Source organism: Bradyrhizobium sp. HKCCYLS20291 (assembly GCF_051167715.1).
In the GTDB taxonomy this organism is placed as follows: Bacteria; Pseudomonadota; Alphaproteobacteria; order Rhizobiales; family Xanthobacteraceae; genus Bradyrhizobium.
The window spans coordinates 179,126-192,641 of the sequence record NZ_JBNPTO010000007.1 but is presented as its reverse complement, the minus strand read 5'-3'; the positions used below and the strand labels follow the sequence as shown (position 1 = coordinate 192,641).

The following is a 13,516-nucleotide window of genomic DNA, read 5'->3' as shown; positions in this document are numbered from 1 at the left end:
GACGCTGATATCATGGAAGTGGCGGCCGACCAGGCCAGTGACCTGTTGAAGGCACTGTCGAACCGGCACCGGCTCCTGATCATCTGCCAGCTGGTCGACGATGAACGGTCGGTCGGCGAGCTGGCGGCATTCCTCGGCCTGCGCGACTCGACCGTCTCGCAGCACCTCGCTCTGCTGCGCAAGGACGGCCTGGTCACCGCCCGTCGCGACGGGCAGACCATCTACTACTCGATCGCCAGCGAGCCGGCCCGCGAGGTCCTGAAGACGCTCTATCAGGTCTATTGCGCGGCGCGGCCGCCGAAACCGGGATCGAGACTATGACGACACCCTGCTGCCAACTTGACCAGCATCAAGTGGGAACCCGCATCCCGGTGGGATGTCAGAGACTGCTCACGGATGCTCGCCTGACCACCCGATTTGATTCAAAAGAGACAGGACTACGCCGATGCGCAGATTATCGCTCCTGACCTTGATCGCCGCGATGGCCTGCCAGCTGAGCTCGCAGACCGCGCCGGCCCTTGCCGAAACGATGACGGTCACCCCGCGCCAGGTCGCCGACGAGAAGGCGGTGTTCGCGACCGTGGAAAGCGTCAGCGTCGTTCCGGCGCGCGGCCGCATCGGCGGCACGGTCGCACAGCTCTCCGTTCGCGAGGGCGACCCGGTCAAGCGCGGCCAGCCGATCGCCCTGATCGGCGACGAGAAGCTCGCGCTGCAGCTGAAGTCGCTCGACGCCCAGATCGAGGCGCTGCAGGCGCAGGCCAACCAGGCGCAGATCGACTTCACCCGCACCGAGGGGCTCGTCGAGCGCGGCACCCTTCCCCGCGTGAAGCTCGATGAGACCCGTACCGCGCTGAACGTCGCCGAGAACGGGTTGCGGGCCAAGACCGCCGAGCGCGCCGTGGTCAACCAGCAGATGAGCGAAGGCCAGGTGTTGGCGCCCGACGACGGCCGCGTGCTGAAGAAGCTCGTGGTCGTCGGATCCGTGGTGCTTCCCGGCGACCCCGTGGTGACCGTGGCGCAGCAGAACTTCAAGCTGCGGCTGCGCGTGCCCGAGCGCCATGCCCTGTTCCTGAAGGCCGGTGACAAGGTCCGCATCGATGGCGCCGAGTTCGGCGACAGCGGCGACAAATGGGGCGTGATCGACCTCGTCTACCCGCAGATCGAGGAAGGCCGCGTCGTCGCCGACGCGATCGTCCAGGGTCTCGGCCAGTACTTCGTCGGCGACCGGCTGCGGGTGTGGATCTCCGGCGGCCAGCGCGACGCCACTGTGATCCCCTCCCGCTACGTCACCACCCGCTTCGGCATCGACTACGTCCAGCTGCAGCAGGGTGCGAAACAAGTGAGCGTACCGGTGCAGCGCGGCCGCGCGCTGCCGAGCGCCGAACTTCCCGATGGACTTGAAATCCTGTCCGGCCTGCGCGCCGGCGACCAATTGGTGCAGCCGTGAAACTTGGACTCTCAGGCAAGCTGACCCAGGCGACCATCGCCTCGCCGCTGACGCCACTGTTCCTGCTCGCCTCGCTCGTGGTCGGCCTGATCGCCGTGGTCGTGATCCCGCGCGAGGAAGAGCCGCAGATCAGCGTGCCCATGGTCGACATCCGCGTCAACGCCGACGGCCTGCGTGCACCGGATGGCGTCGAGCTGGTGACCAAGCCGCTGGAGACGATCGTCAAGGCGATCGACGGTGTCGAGCACGTCTACAGCCAGACCGAGGATGACCGCGTCATGGTCACCGCGCGGTTCCTGGTCGGCACCAAGTTCGAGGACGCGATCCTGCGCGTCCACGAGAAGATCCGCGCCAATCTCGACCGCATCCCCGTGGGTATCCCCGAGCCGCTCATCGTCGGCCGCGGCATCAACGACGTCGCGGTCACCGTGCTGACCCTGTCGCCGAAGCCGGAGGCTGCCGAGCGCTGGTCCGACAAGGACCTCTATGAGCTCGCCGACAAGCTGCGCGCCGAGCTGACAAAGGTCGACAATATCGGCCTGACCTACATTTCCGGCGGCGGCGCCCAGCAGATCCGCGTCGAGCCCGGCCCCGAAAAACTGTCGCTGTTCGGCGTGACGTTGCAGCAGCTCGTCGCCAAGGTGAAGGATGCCAACCGCTCCTTCCTGGCCGGCGACGTCCGCGACGGCGGCATCGTCCGCAACGTCACGGCAGGCCAGACGCTGACAGGCATCCCCGACATCGGCCTCTTGCTGATCTCGACCCGCGACGGCCGCCCCGTCTATGTGCGCGACGTCGCGACCGTGGTCATCGGTCCGAACCTCGCCGAGCATCGCGTCTGGGACGACGCGCGCAGCGACAAGGGCGACTGGCACCGCGTGCCCGCTGTGAGCCTCGCGCTCGCCAAGCGCGCCGGCGCCAACGCGGTCGTGGTCTCGCACGACATAGCGCAGCGCCTCGAAGGGCTCAAGACCAGTCTCATTCCGAGCGACGTTGCGGTCACGGTGACGCGCGACTATGGCGAGACCGCCAATGAAAAGGCCAACGAGCTCCTGTTCCATCTCGGTCTCGCGACGATCTCGATCGTCGTGCTGATAGCGATCGCGATCGGCTGGCGCGAGGCGCTGGTCACCTTCGTCGTCATTCCGACCACGATCCTGCTGACGATGTTCGCGGCCAATCTGATGGGCTACACCATCAACCGCGTCAGCCTGTTCGCGCTGATCTTCTCGATCGGCATCCTGGTCGACGACGCCATCGTCGTGGTCGAGAACATCGCCCGCCATTGGGGCATGCGCGACGGCCGTCCGCGGCTGCAGGCGACCATCGAGGCGGTGGCCGAGGTCGGCAATCCGACCATCGTCGCCACCCTGACCGTGGTCGCCGCCCTGCTCCCGATGCTGTTCGTCTCGGGGCTGATGGGCCCGTACATGGCGCCGATCCCGGCCAACGCCTCGGCCGCGATGCTGTTCTCGTTCTTCGTCGCGATGGTCGTGGCGCCGTGGCTGATGCTGCGACTCGCGCCGAAGCCAACCGCCGCCGCGGCCGGCGCACATCACGATGCAAGCCATGACGCGCATGGCGAGGGCCGACTCGGCCGCATCTACCGGAGCGTCGCGCGACCGATCGTCGCCAGCAAGCGCTCCGCCTGGATCTTCCTGCTCGGCGTCGGCATCGCCACCTTGCTGTCGATGACGCTGTTCGCGACCAAGTCGGTCACCGTCAAGCTGCTGCCGTTCGACAACAAGTCGGAGATCGCGGTGATGGTCGATCTCCCCGAAGGCGCGAGCCTGGAGGATACCGAGCGAACGCTGTTCGCGGCGGCCGATATCGCGCATCAGCTGCCGGAGATCATGAATGTGCAGAGCTATGCCGGCACGGCGGCGCCATTCAACTTCAACGGTCTCGTCCGGCACTATTACCTGCGCGAGCGCCCGGAGCTCGGCGAACTCCAGGTCAATCTCGCCGCGCGCGGCGACCGCAAGCGCTCCAGCCATGACATCGCGCTCGACCTGCGGCAGCGGCTGAAGGCGGTCTCGGTGCCCGCGGGCACCAGCATCAAGGTCGTCGAAGTGCCGCCGGGGCCGCCGGTGCTGGCGACCTTGCTCGCCGAGATCTACGGCCCGGATGCCGCCACCCGTCGCGCCGTCACGACCGAGCTGAAGAAGGTGTTCGCCGACGTCCCGTTCATCGTCGACATCGACGACTCGGTCGGTCAGCGCCGGCCGCGGCTGCGGCTGTCGATCGACCAGGACAGTCTCGAATTCTTCGGAGTCGAGCAGCGCGACGTGTACGACACCATCCAGACCCTGTTCGGCGGTGTCTCGGTCGGCTACTCGCATCGCGGCGAGGACCGCAATCCAATCGAGATCGCGGTGAAGCTGCCGAAGCGCACCAAGAGCTGGAGTCAGGCCCTGGCGTCGACGCCGGTGCCGGCCAACACTCTGCCCGGCAGCAAGACCGTGGTCGAACTCGGCCAGGTCGTGAAGGCGACGATGGAAGAGGGATCACCGATGATCTTCCGCCGCGACGGACGCTTCGCCGACATGGTGATGGCCGAGCTGGCCGGCCGCTTCGAGGCACCGCTCTACGGCATGCTCGCGGTCGCCGACCGCATCGATGCGCATGACTGGGGCAAGCTGCCGAAGCCGATGATCAGCCTTCATGGCCAGCCGAAGGACGAACAGCATCCGACGCTGTTGTGGGACGGCGAATGGGAGATCACCTACGTGACCTTCCGCGACATGGGCGCGGCGTTCGGCGCAGCCATCCTCGGCATCTACGTGCTGGTGGTGGCGCAGTTCAAGAGCTTCCGGCTGCCGCTGGTGATCCTGACGCCAATCCCGCTGACCCTGATCGGCATCCTGCTCGGCCACTGGCTGCTGGGCGCGCCGTTCACCGCGACGTCGATGATCGGCTTCATCGCGCTGGCCGGCATCATCGTGCGCAACTCGATTCTGCTGGTCGACTTCATCCGGCACAGCGGCGGCGAGGGCAAGACCTTGCGCGACGTCGTGCTCGAGGCCGGCGCGGTGCGCTTCAAGCCGATCCTGCTGACGGCGCTGGCGGCGATGATCGGCGCGGCGACGATCCTGCTCGATCCGATCTTCCAGGGCCTGGCGATCTCGCTGCTGTTTGGCCTGGCCTCGTCCACCCTGCTCACCGTGCTCGTGATCCCCGCGATCTACATCGCGCTGCGCGAGCCCGGCAAACCCACCACGAAGATGTCCTAGGAGAGATTGATGACCAAGCTGTACAGCGAGATCTGCAAGGATCTGTCCGGTAATTTGAAGACCTTGCGAAAGGACATACCCGATGTGATGCAGGGCTTTTCCGCGCTGGCGCGGGCCGCCGGCGCCGACGGCGCGCTGAACAAGAAGACCAAGGAGCTGATCGCGCTCGCGATCGGCGTTGCCGTTCGCTGCGACGGCTGCATCGGCTTTCATGCCGAGGCGCTCGTCCGTCTCGGGGCCACGCGCCAAGAGGTCGAGGAAACGCTCGGCATGGCGATCTACATGGGCGGAGGACCGTCCCTGATGTACGCCGCCGATGCGATCGCGGCGTTCGAGCAATTCGAGCAGCAGGCAGCGGCTGCCTGAGAGGCGCTGTCGCGGTAGCAAAGCCGTTCAGCCCGCTTTCAATTCGACACCGCAGGCGACCCGGCCATCGGCGATCAGGAAGCGCCCGGCCAGCCGGGTGACGGCGGTGTTCCAGCCGGGCTTGACGACGCGAGCCTCGTAGGTCCCGGCAGACCACGTGATCGCGAGCTCGACGTCGTGGAAGTCGAGGAAGCCGCGCGTGATCGGATACTGGCACTTGTAGTAGGCTTCCTTGGCGCTGAACATCACGATCGGCAGCATCGGCCGCAGCGCTGCCGGCTGCGCGTCGAGCCACTGCCGCTCGCCGGGCGTGAGCACGAGGTCCAGCATCGAAGGCTCGAGCACGCGCAGGTCCTCCACGTCCAGACCGAGCGATTGAACCCCGTGACACCGGGCCACGACGACGGCGCAATAGTCGGCACAGTGCGAGATGCTCCCGGTATAGCCGAACGGCCACACCGGGGCCCGATCCGGCGACGGAACGAGCGGCACCGGCGGCGCGCCGAGGGATGCGAGCGCCTGGCGCGCCAGCACGCGCGCGGCTGCGAATTCGGTGCGACGCTTGGTGACGGCGTTCTCGACGTGGGCGCGCTCCTCCGGATAAAGCTCGCCGTCGACAACAGAGAGCGTTGACGCCGCGATCGCGACCGGACTGCGAAACAGCTCTGGCAGCGCCCTCATCGCCCTCTCCAAGCCGACCGTTGCGGGCGGCACCACGTCACGTCGTACGGTCTCCACGCAGACACTGGCTTCGCCCCGGTGCAGCACGCGCGTTTCAAGCACGTGACGTCAGGATCTTTCAAGCCGGCGGCCGGGCACGGTCTCACCGTGTCATACGCCAGAGCTCTCGACAAAATGCCGCTCTGCGCTGGCAGCCTTGCGCGCCGACGCGCGAGGGGCAATGCTGGTTGACCGCGCTCCCACAAGGATTCGTCATGTCCGTCGACACCGCCGCCGCCACCGATCGTCTGATGCGCTTTCTCGCCGTGCAGGGTGTGACCGGACGGGAGAAGGCGATCGGGCGGGAGATCATGGCGGCACTGAAGCAGGCCGGCGTACCGGCCAAGGCGATGCGGCTCGACGATGCCAATACGCGTATTCCGCTGCCGACCGAGACCGGCAATCTCATCGTCGAGCTGCCGGGACGCGGCAGCCAGCAAAACCAGCCGCGGATCATGTTCATGACCCACATGGACACGGTGCCGCTGTGCGCCGGCGCGCAGCCCAAGCTCGCGGGCCGCAAGATCGTCAACAAGGCAAAGACGGCGCTCGGCGGCGACAATCGCTGCGGCTGCGGCATCCTCGTCACCCTGGTGGCCGAACTGATCCGGCAAAAGCTCGATCATCCGCCGATCACGCTGCTGTTCTGCGTCCGCGAGGAGAGCGGGCTGCATGGCGCGCGCCATGTTGCGGTCGACGAGCTCGGCGCGCCCGTGATGGCCTTCAATTTCGACGGCAGCTCCGCCTCCAGCGTCACCATCGCCGCCGTCGGCGCCGACCATTGGCAGGTCGAGATCTTCGGCCGCGCTTCGCATGCCGGTGTCGCTCCCGAACGCGGCATCAGCGCCACCATGATCCTGGCGCTGGCGCTGGCGGAGGTCAAAGCCGGCGGCTGGTTCGGCAAAGTGGTGAAAGGCAAAGGCAAGGAGGCCAAGCTCGGCACCAGCAATGTCGGCCCGGTCACCGGCGGCGAAGGCCGTTCCGCGGGTGACGCCACCAACGTCGTCACCGACTACATCCATGTCAGCGGCGAGAGCCGCAGCCATGATGCCAAATTCGTCCGCCAGATCACCAACGCCTACAAGGCCGCGTTCGAAAACGCCGCCAAGCGCGTCACCAACAGCGACGGCAAGTCCGGCCGCGTCAAGTTCAAGGCCGAGACCGAGTTTCATCCGTTCCGGATCAAGGACACCCTCCCTGTCGTCAAGCGCGCCACCGCGGCCGTCACCGACGTCGGCGGCACGCCGACCCTGCGCGCCGGCAATGGCGGCCTCGACGCCAACTGGATGGTCCGCCACGGCATTCCCACCGTCACCTTCGGCACCGGCCAGAACGAGCCGCACACGATCGACGAGTGGATCAACCTCGACGAATACGATCGCGCCTGCGCGCTGGCGCTGCGGCTGGCCACGATGGGCTGAGGCCGGCGACAGGTCCATGCCCGCCATCGGATGCTCAGCGGCGCGGCCCGACCCGCTTCAGGGCATCGGACGGCAGATGGCCGAACTCTGCCTGATACTGCGCGGCGAACCGCCCCAGATTGGTAAAGCCCCATTTCAGCGCCACTTCGCTGACCGGCAGCGTGTTGCGTGCGGAGAACAGCTCGGCATGCGCGGCTTCGAGCCTGATCCGGCGCAGGAATTGCGTCGGCGACATTTCGTAGTACCTGCGGAAGCCGAGCTGCAGCGACCGGCTGCTGATCCCGGCAGCCTCGGCAATGTCGCTGACCGTGATCGGCAGGTGCAGATTGGCGCGCATGTAGCTCATCGCGCGCCGGATCTGACCGGGTGCCGGATCGCCGTTGCGCGTGACGGACGGTTCCGACAGCCGGTGCGGCACCTCGGTCAGGATCAGCCGCAGCGTACTCTCGGCGAGCAGCGCCATCGCCAACGGAGAGCGCCGCTGCAACGCCGCGTCGCGCAGACCACTATCCAGCGCACGCGCCATCGAGCGCAGGGTTTGTCCGAAGGTCGTCGACAGATCGATGACCGGCGCGAGATCGAGGCTGGTCAGCCTGGCGCCGTCATACATGTCGGTCAGCAACCGGCTCACCAGGCCGGCATCGAACCGCAACATCACACCTGCGACCTCGCCATCAGTCGCGTGCATGGTCTGTCGTGCCAGCGTTGGCTGCGCATGAACCATCGCGCGCGACGGCGTCTGCTCAATCAAGCGGTGGCCGATCGTCGACACCGTGGCGCCGGTGCAGAGAAAGGTCAGATTGAGGTTCTCGACGTCGCTGTCGGAGCCGTAGGTCAGGCTGCTGTTGTAGCGGGCACGGAGGATGCTGATCCCCGGTCCAGGCGCAAAATCCGACCGCCACTCGAAGCTGCGGCGCGGATCCGGCGGCGTGATCTTGATCGGCAGCACATGCTTGCGAAGATGAGCCCGCAGCGACTCGAAGTCCGTCCCGCTCAACCGCAGGGCGGTGCTCGCCACATGATGCTGCAACGGAGTATATCTCATCAGTCCGACACAATCTCTGAGGTACGGTACCGGCATCCACGATCGCTCGCGGCAGCCCGGCCCCGCGAACCTAAGTCCTCCAAAAACCAGCGGCAACACGCATGCTCCTTTATAGCTAAGGCGCTCGCCCGTCTCATCGCTTGAGGCGTTTTGAGGTGTCTTGAAGCCGGCAGGAAGCGTCATATTACCGCCGACGCGAGACCACCGGCGTCGCGTACGGAGAACTGCAAACACCGGCGGCATTGCTGCCCATGCCGTGGGCAAGTCGACTGATGAGTTGCTCGGTCCTGACGTTAACGCTGACCCCACCCCCAAATGCGCGATCGGGACAAGCGCTTGCGCGAAACGGCCAACAAGATGGTTTCGCGTGGCGGTTCCGTATGCCAAATGAGCAGCATTGCAGCACCCGTCGACGAGGGTGGTGCGGGGGTTGAGCATGACTGTCGTTTCGAGCACGGAGCGAATCACGAGAAAGGGCCGGCGCGGCGGTTGTGTGCTCGCGCGCAGGCGTACCATTGCGGCGGCCGGGTTCAACCGCTGGCTGGTGCCGCCGGCCGCGCTCTGCATCCAGCTCTGCATCGGCATGTCCTACGGACTGAGCGTGTTCTGGCTGCCGCTGTCGCGCGCCATCGGCATCGACAAGCCCGTGGCCTGTACCAGCCATTCGCTGCTCAGCGACCTCTTCACCACCAACTGCGATTGGCAGGTGACCAATCTCCTCACCATCTTCACCACCGGTCTCGTGATGCTCGGCTTCTCCGCCGCCCTGTTCGGCGGCTGGCTGGAGCGCGCGGGCCCGCGCAAGGCGGGCGCCGCGACGGCCTGCTGCTGGGGCGGCGGATTCATCATCGCGGCCCTCGGCGTCCATGTGCATCAGTTCTGGATCATGTGGATCGGTCTCGGCCTCATCGGCGGCACCGGTCTCGGCCTCGGCTACATCGCCCCGCTGTCGATCCTGGTGAAGTGGTTTCCGGACCGGCGCGGCCTGACGACCGGCCTGGCCATCATGGGCTTCGGCGGCGGCGCAGCGATCGGAGCGCCGCTGGCAAACCGGCTGATCGACGCCTTCAAGACGCCGACCTCGATCGGCGTCGCCGAGACCTTCCTGGTTCTCGGCCTGATCTACTTCGTCGTGATGCTGATCGGCGCTTTCGCCTTGCGGATCCCGCCGACCGGCTGGCAGCCGCCGGGCGCGAGCGCTCCGTCCGACGCGATGATCTCGACAGGCAACGTCCATTTCGAGAGCGCGCACGAGACGCCGCAGTTCTGGCTGCTCTGGATCGTGCTCGGCATGAACGTCCTGGCCGGCATCGGCGTGCTGGCCCTGACGTTGCCGATGCTGCAGGAGCTCCTCGGCGGTGCCCTGATCGGACGTCCCGACGTCGCGTTCTCCGCGCTCGACGACGCCCAGCGAACCAGGGTCGCCGCGATCGCCGCCGGCTATGCCGGCCTGCTGTCGCTGTTCAACATCGCCGGCCGGCTGTTCTGGGCCACATTGTCCGACCGCATCGGCCGCAAGCCAACCTTCTCCATCATGCTCACCCTTGGCGTCCTGCTGTGCGCGGCAGCGCCGAGCATCGCGCATCTGCGGTCCGCCCTGCCGTTCGCCGGCGCGCTCGGCCTCATCCTCGCGCTGTACGGCGGCAGCTTCGCAACGATGCCGGCCTATGTCGCGGACCTGTTCGGTCCAAAATTCGTTGGCGCCATTCACGGCCGCCTGCTGACGGCGTGGTCGACCGCCGGTCTCGCAGGCCCGCTGCTGGTCGGCTATCTGCGCAACGCGCAACTGCAAGCCGGCGTCGAGCGCGCGGTCGTCTATGACCGCACCATGTACGTCCTGGCCGGCTTCCTCGTGGTCGGACTGATCGCCAATCTCCTGGTCAGGCCGCTCGCCGACAAATGGCACCTGGCCGAGAACGCCGCGGCCCGCCGGCGGGCCCGCGCCGTGAGCGGCGAGGGCAAACTCAATCAGGCGACGTTCGGCATCGGCCGCGGCGGCCTTGCGCCGAAGGTGGCGGCGTTCTGGGTGCTGGTCGGCATTCCCCTGGTGTGGGGCCTCGCGATGACGCTGCAAACCGCGGTCAGGATGTTCTGATCGCAGCCTGCGCCGCGCGGACCGCATTGGCCGCCTGCGACGACAACAATACCTCACGATGACGCCGCCCTCCTCACGGGACGACAGCAGACGCAGCGAGGCGTTCCCGCGGCGGCCTGCGCCCGAGTTTTGCATTGGCTTGACCTCTCCCTTTGAAGAAGAGGCGCAGGGAAGACCGGGTATCGGCTGATACCCGCGGTCCGCGTGCAACAAAAAGCACGCGGCAGAACCACAGGTTCAGCCCAATATCCGGCCTTCCCTGCGCGACGGTTTTGCGACTTATAGGCGCTCTCCCCGGGGACCGGCTGTCTTGCCCCCGTCGCCAACGGATCATCATCACCGCCGGCTTGGCATCAGCTTCGGGATGCCAGAACCACACCATTTCGCCGTCGCATCGCTCCGTTCGTCGGCGCGGGCTTTGACACCCGGCTGCAGAGCAACACGCCCATCGCATCCCCGACTCGACGCTCGTGACGATCGCGAAACGTCCCTCTTCAGCGAGCCGGGATGCGCTGATTAGTGCAGCTGATTTGCCCGACGGCGCAAGTGATGAGTTTGCGACAAAGCGGCACGACGGGCAGTTGGCGCATGCACGCCATGCGCGGATCGCCCGTCGTGCAGAGCGTCATCATTGTCGCGCCCCCTCGGCGGACACGGACGATGAACCGTAGCGTGAGCAAAGCAAGCGTGCCCACCACCGCGTGACCATCTCACCGATTGCAGCGGCGGATGAACGTGACGTCCTTCGGATACAGGTAGGTATAGGGATCGACCCGATCGAGCGCATGGTGCCGCGTCACCCAGTCGCGCACCTCGGGCGCGTAGGCCTGCATCATCTGGTCGGTCATCGCGAAATAGTAGCTGCGGTCGGCGTGGTGGGCGGCGTGAAACATGAAATAGCCGCCGGGCGCGATGCAGATCTTGTGCAACGGCACGACGCCCAGCACCGTCGTGCAGGCCGACTTGCACTGGCCGTCGATCACCACCCGGTCGTACTGCTCGTTGATCCGCTGAAACCGATAGATGTGCGCGCCGACATGGCCGCCCGGACCGTGCAGATAATACACCTTTTCCGCATGCGCTGCGCTCGGCATCGCGAGCATCACGGCCGCCACGCCAGCCGCCATCCGTAACCGACCCATCACTTTCCCCATTCGCCGCGTCCGTCGTACCGGCTTGATCGACGATCCCGCTGCAGGATAGAGGCGGAACGCCTGTCAGCACCACGATCAAGTCTCGCGCGGCGATGCACCGCTTCAACCCATGAGCGCAGAGCGCATCTATGCCCAAGCTTCACAAAGCCGTCATGGCCGGGCTTGTCCCGGCCATCCGCGTCGTTCGGCATCCTGGGAAGGGACGTCGATGCCCGGACGGCGCCCGGGCATGACGACGTGGAGGCGGTGTAACGAAACACTCAGATTTTTCACATGCGACAGGCCTGCGCGCGGACCCGCGCAGACCGTGCCCCAAGGTCACGCCGGCATCGACGACGTCACCCCTGCTCCGGCGGGATCACGCCCTTGCTGAAGATGAAGCAGCCGTAGAACCGGCGCTCGCCGGTGGCGATCACGCAATAGGCTGACTTGGCCATCTCGTAGAACGCGTAGCGCTCGACGCCGACCAGCGGCCAGGATTTGTTCTCCGCGCGATCGATCGCCGCCTGCACCTCCTGCTGCACCGGCGTGACCTCCTGCGGGTGGCCGACGACCTCCATCCGCACGGCGGCATCGTCGATGAAGCTGTCGAGCGGCAGCACCGAGAGCACCGCCTGAACGGCCCTGGCCGCAGTGACATTGTCGATGCGCAGCAGCTCGCCGAACACGGTCTGCCGCGCGATCGAATCGGCCGGAAAGTTGGTGTCGCAGATCACCAGGCGGTCGCCATGCCCCATCGCCTTGAGCGCATAGAGCACGTCGGCATTGAGCAGCGGATCGATGTTCTTGAGCATGGTTTCTCCCTGTCATCTTTCATTGAACGACCATCGAGGCAGGCCATCGTCTCTGGGCGACGGCAGCCAGAATCTGGTTTTGTCGCCACGCCATCACCCATTGCGAGCGAGACGCGCTCCCTGATCACCGACCAGGCGAAGATCAATCCTGCCAATCAGGTCCGAGCGCAGCGCTTCAGCGTCGGCGATCGCGGCGATGGTCTGTCGCAACGTGCTGACGTTGGATCCCAGCGAAACGATGCCGCCGAGCACCGCGGCGATGCCGCCGAGCGGCACGGCCGCGTTCGCCCCGAGCAGGCCAAGCACCGCGCCGAGCAGCACCGCGGCGCCGCAGGATATCGCGACCTTCGAGGCCAGGATGATCTTCCGGCAACGTTCGGCGACGTCGGCAAGCTGTTCGATCCGCGCCTCGATCAGCGCGATCTGTCCGCTCGGCTCGTCCTCATCCATCACACGAACTGTCCTCTGCGATTCAGTGCCATCGCCCATCTCAAATAATACCGTGAAGATTGCGCCGCCCGTCGATGACACGGATCACTTCTACGGCGTCGACGGGGCCTTCGTCGGACTCTGGATAGAGGTCGATCAGATCGGCCCGCGCCTGATGGGACCAGATCAGCTCAATCGGCATGGCCGGATGCTTTCTTCGCACCCTTCAACCGTTCGCGTGCCTGCTTGCGCAGGTGCTTCATGTCGACTTTGCCGGCAGAACCGCTGGCGATCCCTTCGTCCCACGCCTGCCGCAAACGCCTGATGTCTTCCTGACGTAACTGGCGCTTCAATTGCCAGTCGCGCACCGCCTCCCGGACGATCTCGCTTGTCGTTGCGTATTCGCCGGACTCTACGGCCGTCTTCAGGGCCAAGACCTGCTCGCTGGTCAGCGCAACACTCAACTTTTCGACCGATGCCATCCGGATCGCTCCACCACCAGGGCAATCGCATATGGCTCTCCAACGCGGCCCAAACGAAATATTGGAATCGCGAAGGCCGACGGGAGGAAATTTTCGAATCCAGACTGCTCTTTGGAAGCACGAAAAGAATCGAAAAATTCCACATGCGATTGCCCTGGCTCCACCACAGGGGTATAAGTTACCACTATTTCCTACCGCAGCCAACACCTCCGGTTCGTTCTGGGCCGGCTCGACGGTGCCGTCTGCGTGGCGGGGGACGAGCGGAGAGCGCGGCGGCTTACAGACCGTCGGCTAGACTAAGCCAACTCTACGATCGGCACTGCGCGTATG

The 13,516-nt window shown here is 66.0% G+C and carries 13 protein-coding genes; 6 read left to right on the top strand and 7 right to left on the bottom strand.

Going from position 1 to position 13,516, the window contains the following annotated elements; all coding sequences use genetic code 11:
* Window positions 1-12 precede the first annotated feature (12 nt).
* The 4 genes from ACQR07_RS17925 to ACQR07_RS17910 all read left to right on the top strand — a co-directional run bounded on the left by ACQR07_RS17925 (window position 13) and on the right by ACQR07_RS17910 (window position 5,046).
* A complete protein-coding gene (locus tag ACQR07_RS17925) occupies window positions 13-321 on the top strand; it encodes an ArsR/SmtB family transcription factor (RefSeq protein ID WP_434903553.1) in 309 nt (102 codons plus the stop codon).
* A gap of 124 nt (window positions 322-445) precedes the next feature.
* Complete coding sequence (locus ACQR07_RS17920; protein ID WP_434903552.1) at window positions 446-1,447, top strand: efflux RND transporter periplasmic adaptor subunit; 1,002 nt, start codon at window positions 446-448, stop codon at window positions 1,445-1,447.
* A complete protein-coding gene (locus ACQR07_RS17915; protein ID WP_434903551.1) occupies window positions 1,444-4,680 on the top strand; it encodes an efflux RND transporter permease subunit in 3,237 nt (1,078 codons plus the stop codon). Before ACQR07_RS17920 ends, ACQR07_RS17915 begins: the two co-directional genes overlap by 4 nt.
* Before the next feature lie 9 nt (window positions 4,681-4,689).
* Window positions 4,690-5,046 (top strand): carboxymuconolactone decarboxylase family protein, encoded by a 357-nt coding sequence (locus ACQR07_RS17910; RefSeq protein WP_434903550.1) that lies wholly within the window; start codon window positions 4,690-4,692, stop codon window positions 5,044-5,046.
* A 27-nt stretch (window positions 5,047-5,073) separates the two neighbouring features.
* On the opposite strand, the gene ACQR07_RS17905 is transcribed toward ACQR07_RS17910, so the two are convergent.
* A complete protein-coding gene (locus ACQR07_RS17905; protein ID WP_434903549.1) occupies window positions 5,074-5,829 on the bottom strand; it encodes a 4'-phosphopantetheinyl transferase family protein in 756 nt (251 codons plus the stop codon).
* A 152-nt stretch (window positions 5,830-5,981) separates the two neighbouring features.
* Between ACQR07_RS17905 and ACQR07_RS17900 the strand changes: the two genes are divergently transcribed.
* Window positions 5,982-7,187, top strand: a complete 1,206-nt coding sequence (locus ACQR07_RS17900) for a M20/M25/M40 family metallo-hydrolase (RefSeq protein ID WP_434903548.1) — start codon at window positions 5,982-5,984, stop codon at window positions 7,185-7,187.
* Between the two features lie 34 nt (window positions 7,188-7,221).
* Here the strand turns inward: ACQR07_RS17900 and ACQR07_RS17895 are convergent, their stop codons facing one another.
* Entirely contained in the window at window positions 7,222-8,205 is a 984-nt protein-coding gene (locus tag ACQR07_RS17895; protein ID WP_434903547.1) for a helix-turn-helix transcriptional regulator, read from the bottom strand.
* 463 nt (window positions 8,206-8,668) lie between these two features.
* On the opposite strand from ACQR07_RS17895, the gene ACQR07_RS17890 reads away from it, so the two are divergent.
* Window positions 8,669-10,327 (top strand): OFA family MFS transporter, encoded by a 1,659-nt coding sequence (locus ACQR07_RS17890; protein ID WP_434903546.1) that lies wholly within the window; start codon window positions 8,669-8,671, stop codon window positions 10,325-10,327.
* Window positions 10,328-11,037: 710 nt separating this feature from the next.
* Here the strand turns inward: ACQR07_RS17890 and ACQR07_RS17885 are convergent.
* The 5 genes from ACQR07_RS17885 to ACQR07_RS17865 form a co-directional block, all read right to left on the bottom strand.
* Window positions 11,038-11,469 (bottom strand): hypothetical protein, encoded by a 432-nt coding sequence (locus ACQR07_RS17885; protein ID WP_434903545.1) that lies wholly within the window; start codon window positions 11,467-11,469, stop codon window positions 11,038-11,040.
* Between the two features lie 350 nt (window positions 11,470-11,819).
* Window positions 11,820-12,275, bottom strand: coding sequence for an RbsD/FucU family protein (locus ACQR07_RS17880; RefSeq protein WP_434903544.1), 456 nt, complete (start codon window positions 12,273-12,275; stop codon window positions 11,820-11,822).
* 93 nt (window positions 12,276-12,368) lie between these two features.
* Complete coding sequence (locus ACQR07_RS17875) at window positions 12,369-12,725, bottom strand: hypothetical protein (RefSeq protein ID WP_434903712.1); 357 nt, start codon at window positions 12,723-12,725, stop codon at window positions 12,369-12,371.
* A 40-nt stretch (window positions 12,726-12,765) separates the two neighbouring features.
* Window positions 12,766-12,906, bottom strand: coding sequence for a hypothetical protein (locus ACQR07_RS17870; RefSeq protein ID WP_434903543.1), 141 nt, complete (start codon window positions 12,904-12,906; stop codon window positions 12,766-12,768).
* Complete coding sequence (locus tag ACQR07_RS17865) at window positions 12,896-13,186, bottom strand: ribbon-helix-helix domain-containing protein (RefSeq protein ID WP_434903542.1); 291 nt, start codon at window positions 13,184-13,186, stop codon at window positions 12,896-12,898. Before ACQR07_RS17865 ends, ACQR07_RS17870 begins: the two co-directional genes overlap by 11 nt.
* Window positions 13,187-13,516: the final 330 nt, after the last annotated feature.

What these genes read in the sequence shown, in the direction of transcription:
- ACQR07_RS17925 (WP_434903553.1), top strand. Translation starts at nt 13, where the DNA reads ATGGAAGTGGCGGCCGACCAGGCCAGTGACCTGTTGAAGGCACTGTCG.
- ACQR07_RS17875 (WP_434903712.1), bottom strand. Translation starts at nt 12,725, where the DNA reads ATGGATGAGGACGAGCCGAGCGGACAGATCGCGCTGATCGAGGCGCGG.
- ACQR07_RS17880 (WP_434903544.1), bottom strand. Translation starts at nt 12,275, where the DNA reads ATGCTCAAGAACATCGATCCGCTGCTCAATGCCGACGTGCTCTATGCG.
- ACQR07_RS17870 (WP_434903543.1), bottom strand. Translation starts at nt 12,906, where the DNA reads ATGCCGATTGAGCTGATCTGGTCCCATCAGGCGCGGGCCGATCTGATC.
- ACQR07_RS17900 (WP_434903548.1), top strand. Translation starts at nt 5,982, where the DNA reads ATGTCCGTCGACACCGCCGCCGCCACCGATCGTCTGATGCGCTTTCTC.
- ACQR07_RS17890 (WP_434903546.1), top strand. Translation starts at nt 8,669, where the DNA reads ATGACTGTCGTTTCGAGCACGGAGCGAATCACGAGAAAGGGCCGGCGC.
- ACQR07_RS17910 (WP_434903550.1), top strand. Translation starts at nt 4,690, where the DNA reads ATGACCAAGCTGTACAGCGAGATCTGCAAGGATCTGTCCGGTAATTTG.
- ACQR07_RS17865 (WP_434903542.1), bottom strand. Translation starts at nt 13,186, where the DNA reads ATGGCATCGGTCGAAAAGTTGAGTGTTGCGCTGACCAGCGAGCAGGTC.
- ACQR07_RS17885 (WP_434903545.1), bottom strand. Translation starts at nt 11,469, where the DNA reads ATGGGTCGGTTACGGATGGCGGCTGGCGTGGCGGCCGTGATGCTCGCG.
- ACQR07_RS17920 (WP_434903552.1), top strand. Translation starts at nt 446, where the DNA reads ATGCGCAGATTATCGCTCCTGACCTTGATCGCCGCGATGGCCTGCCAG.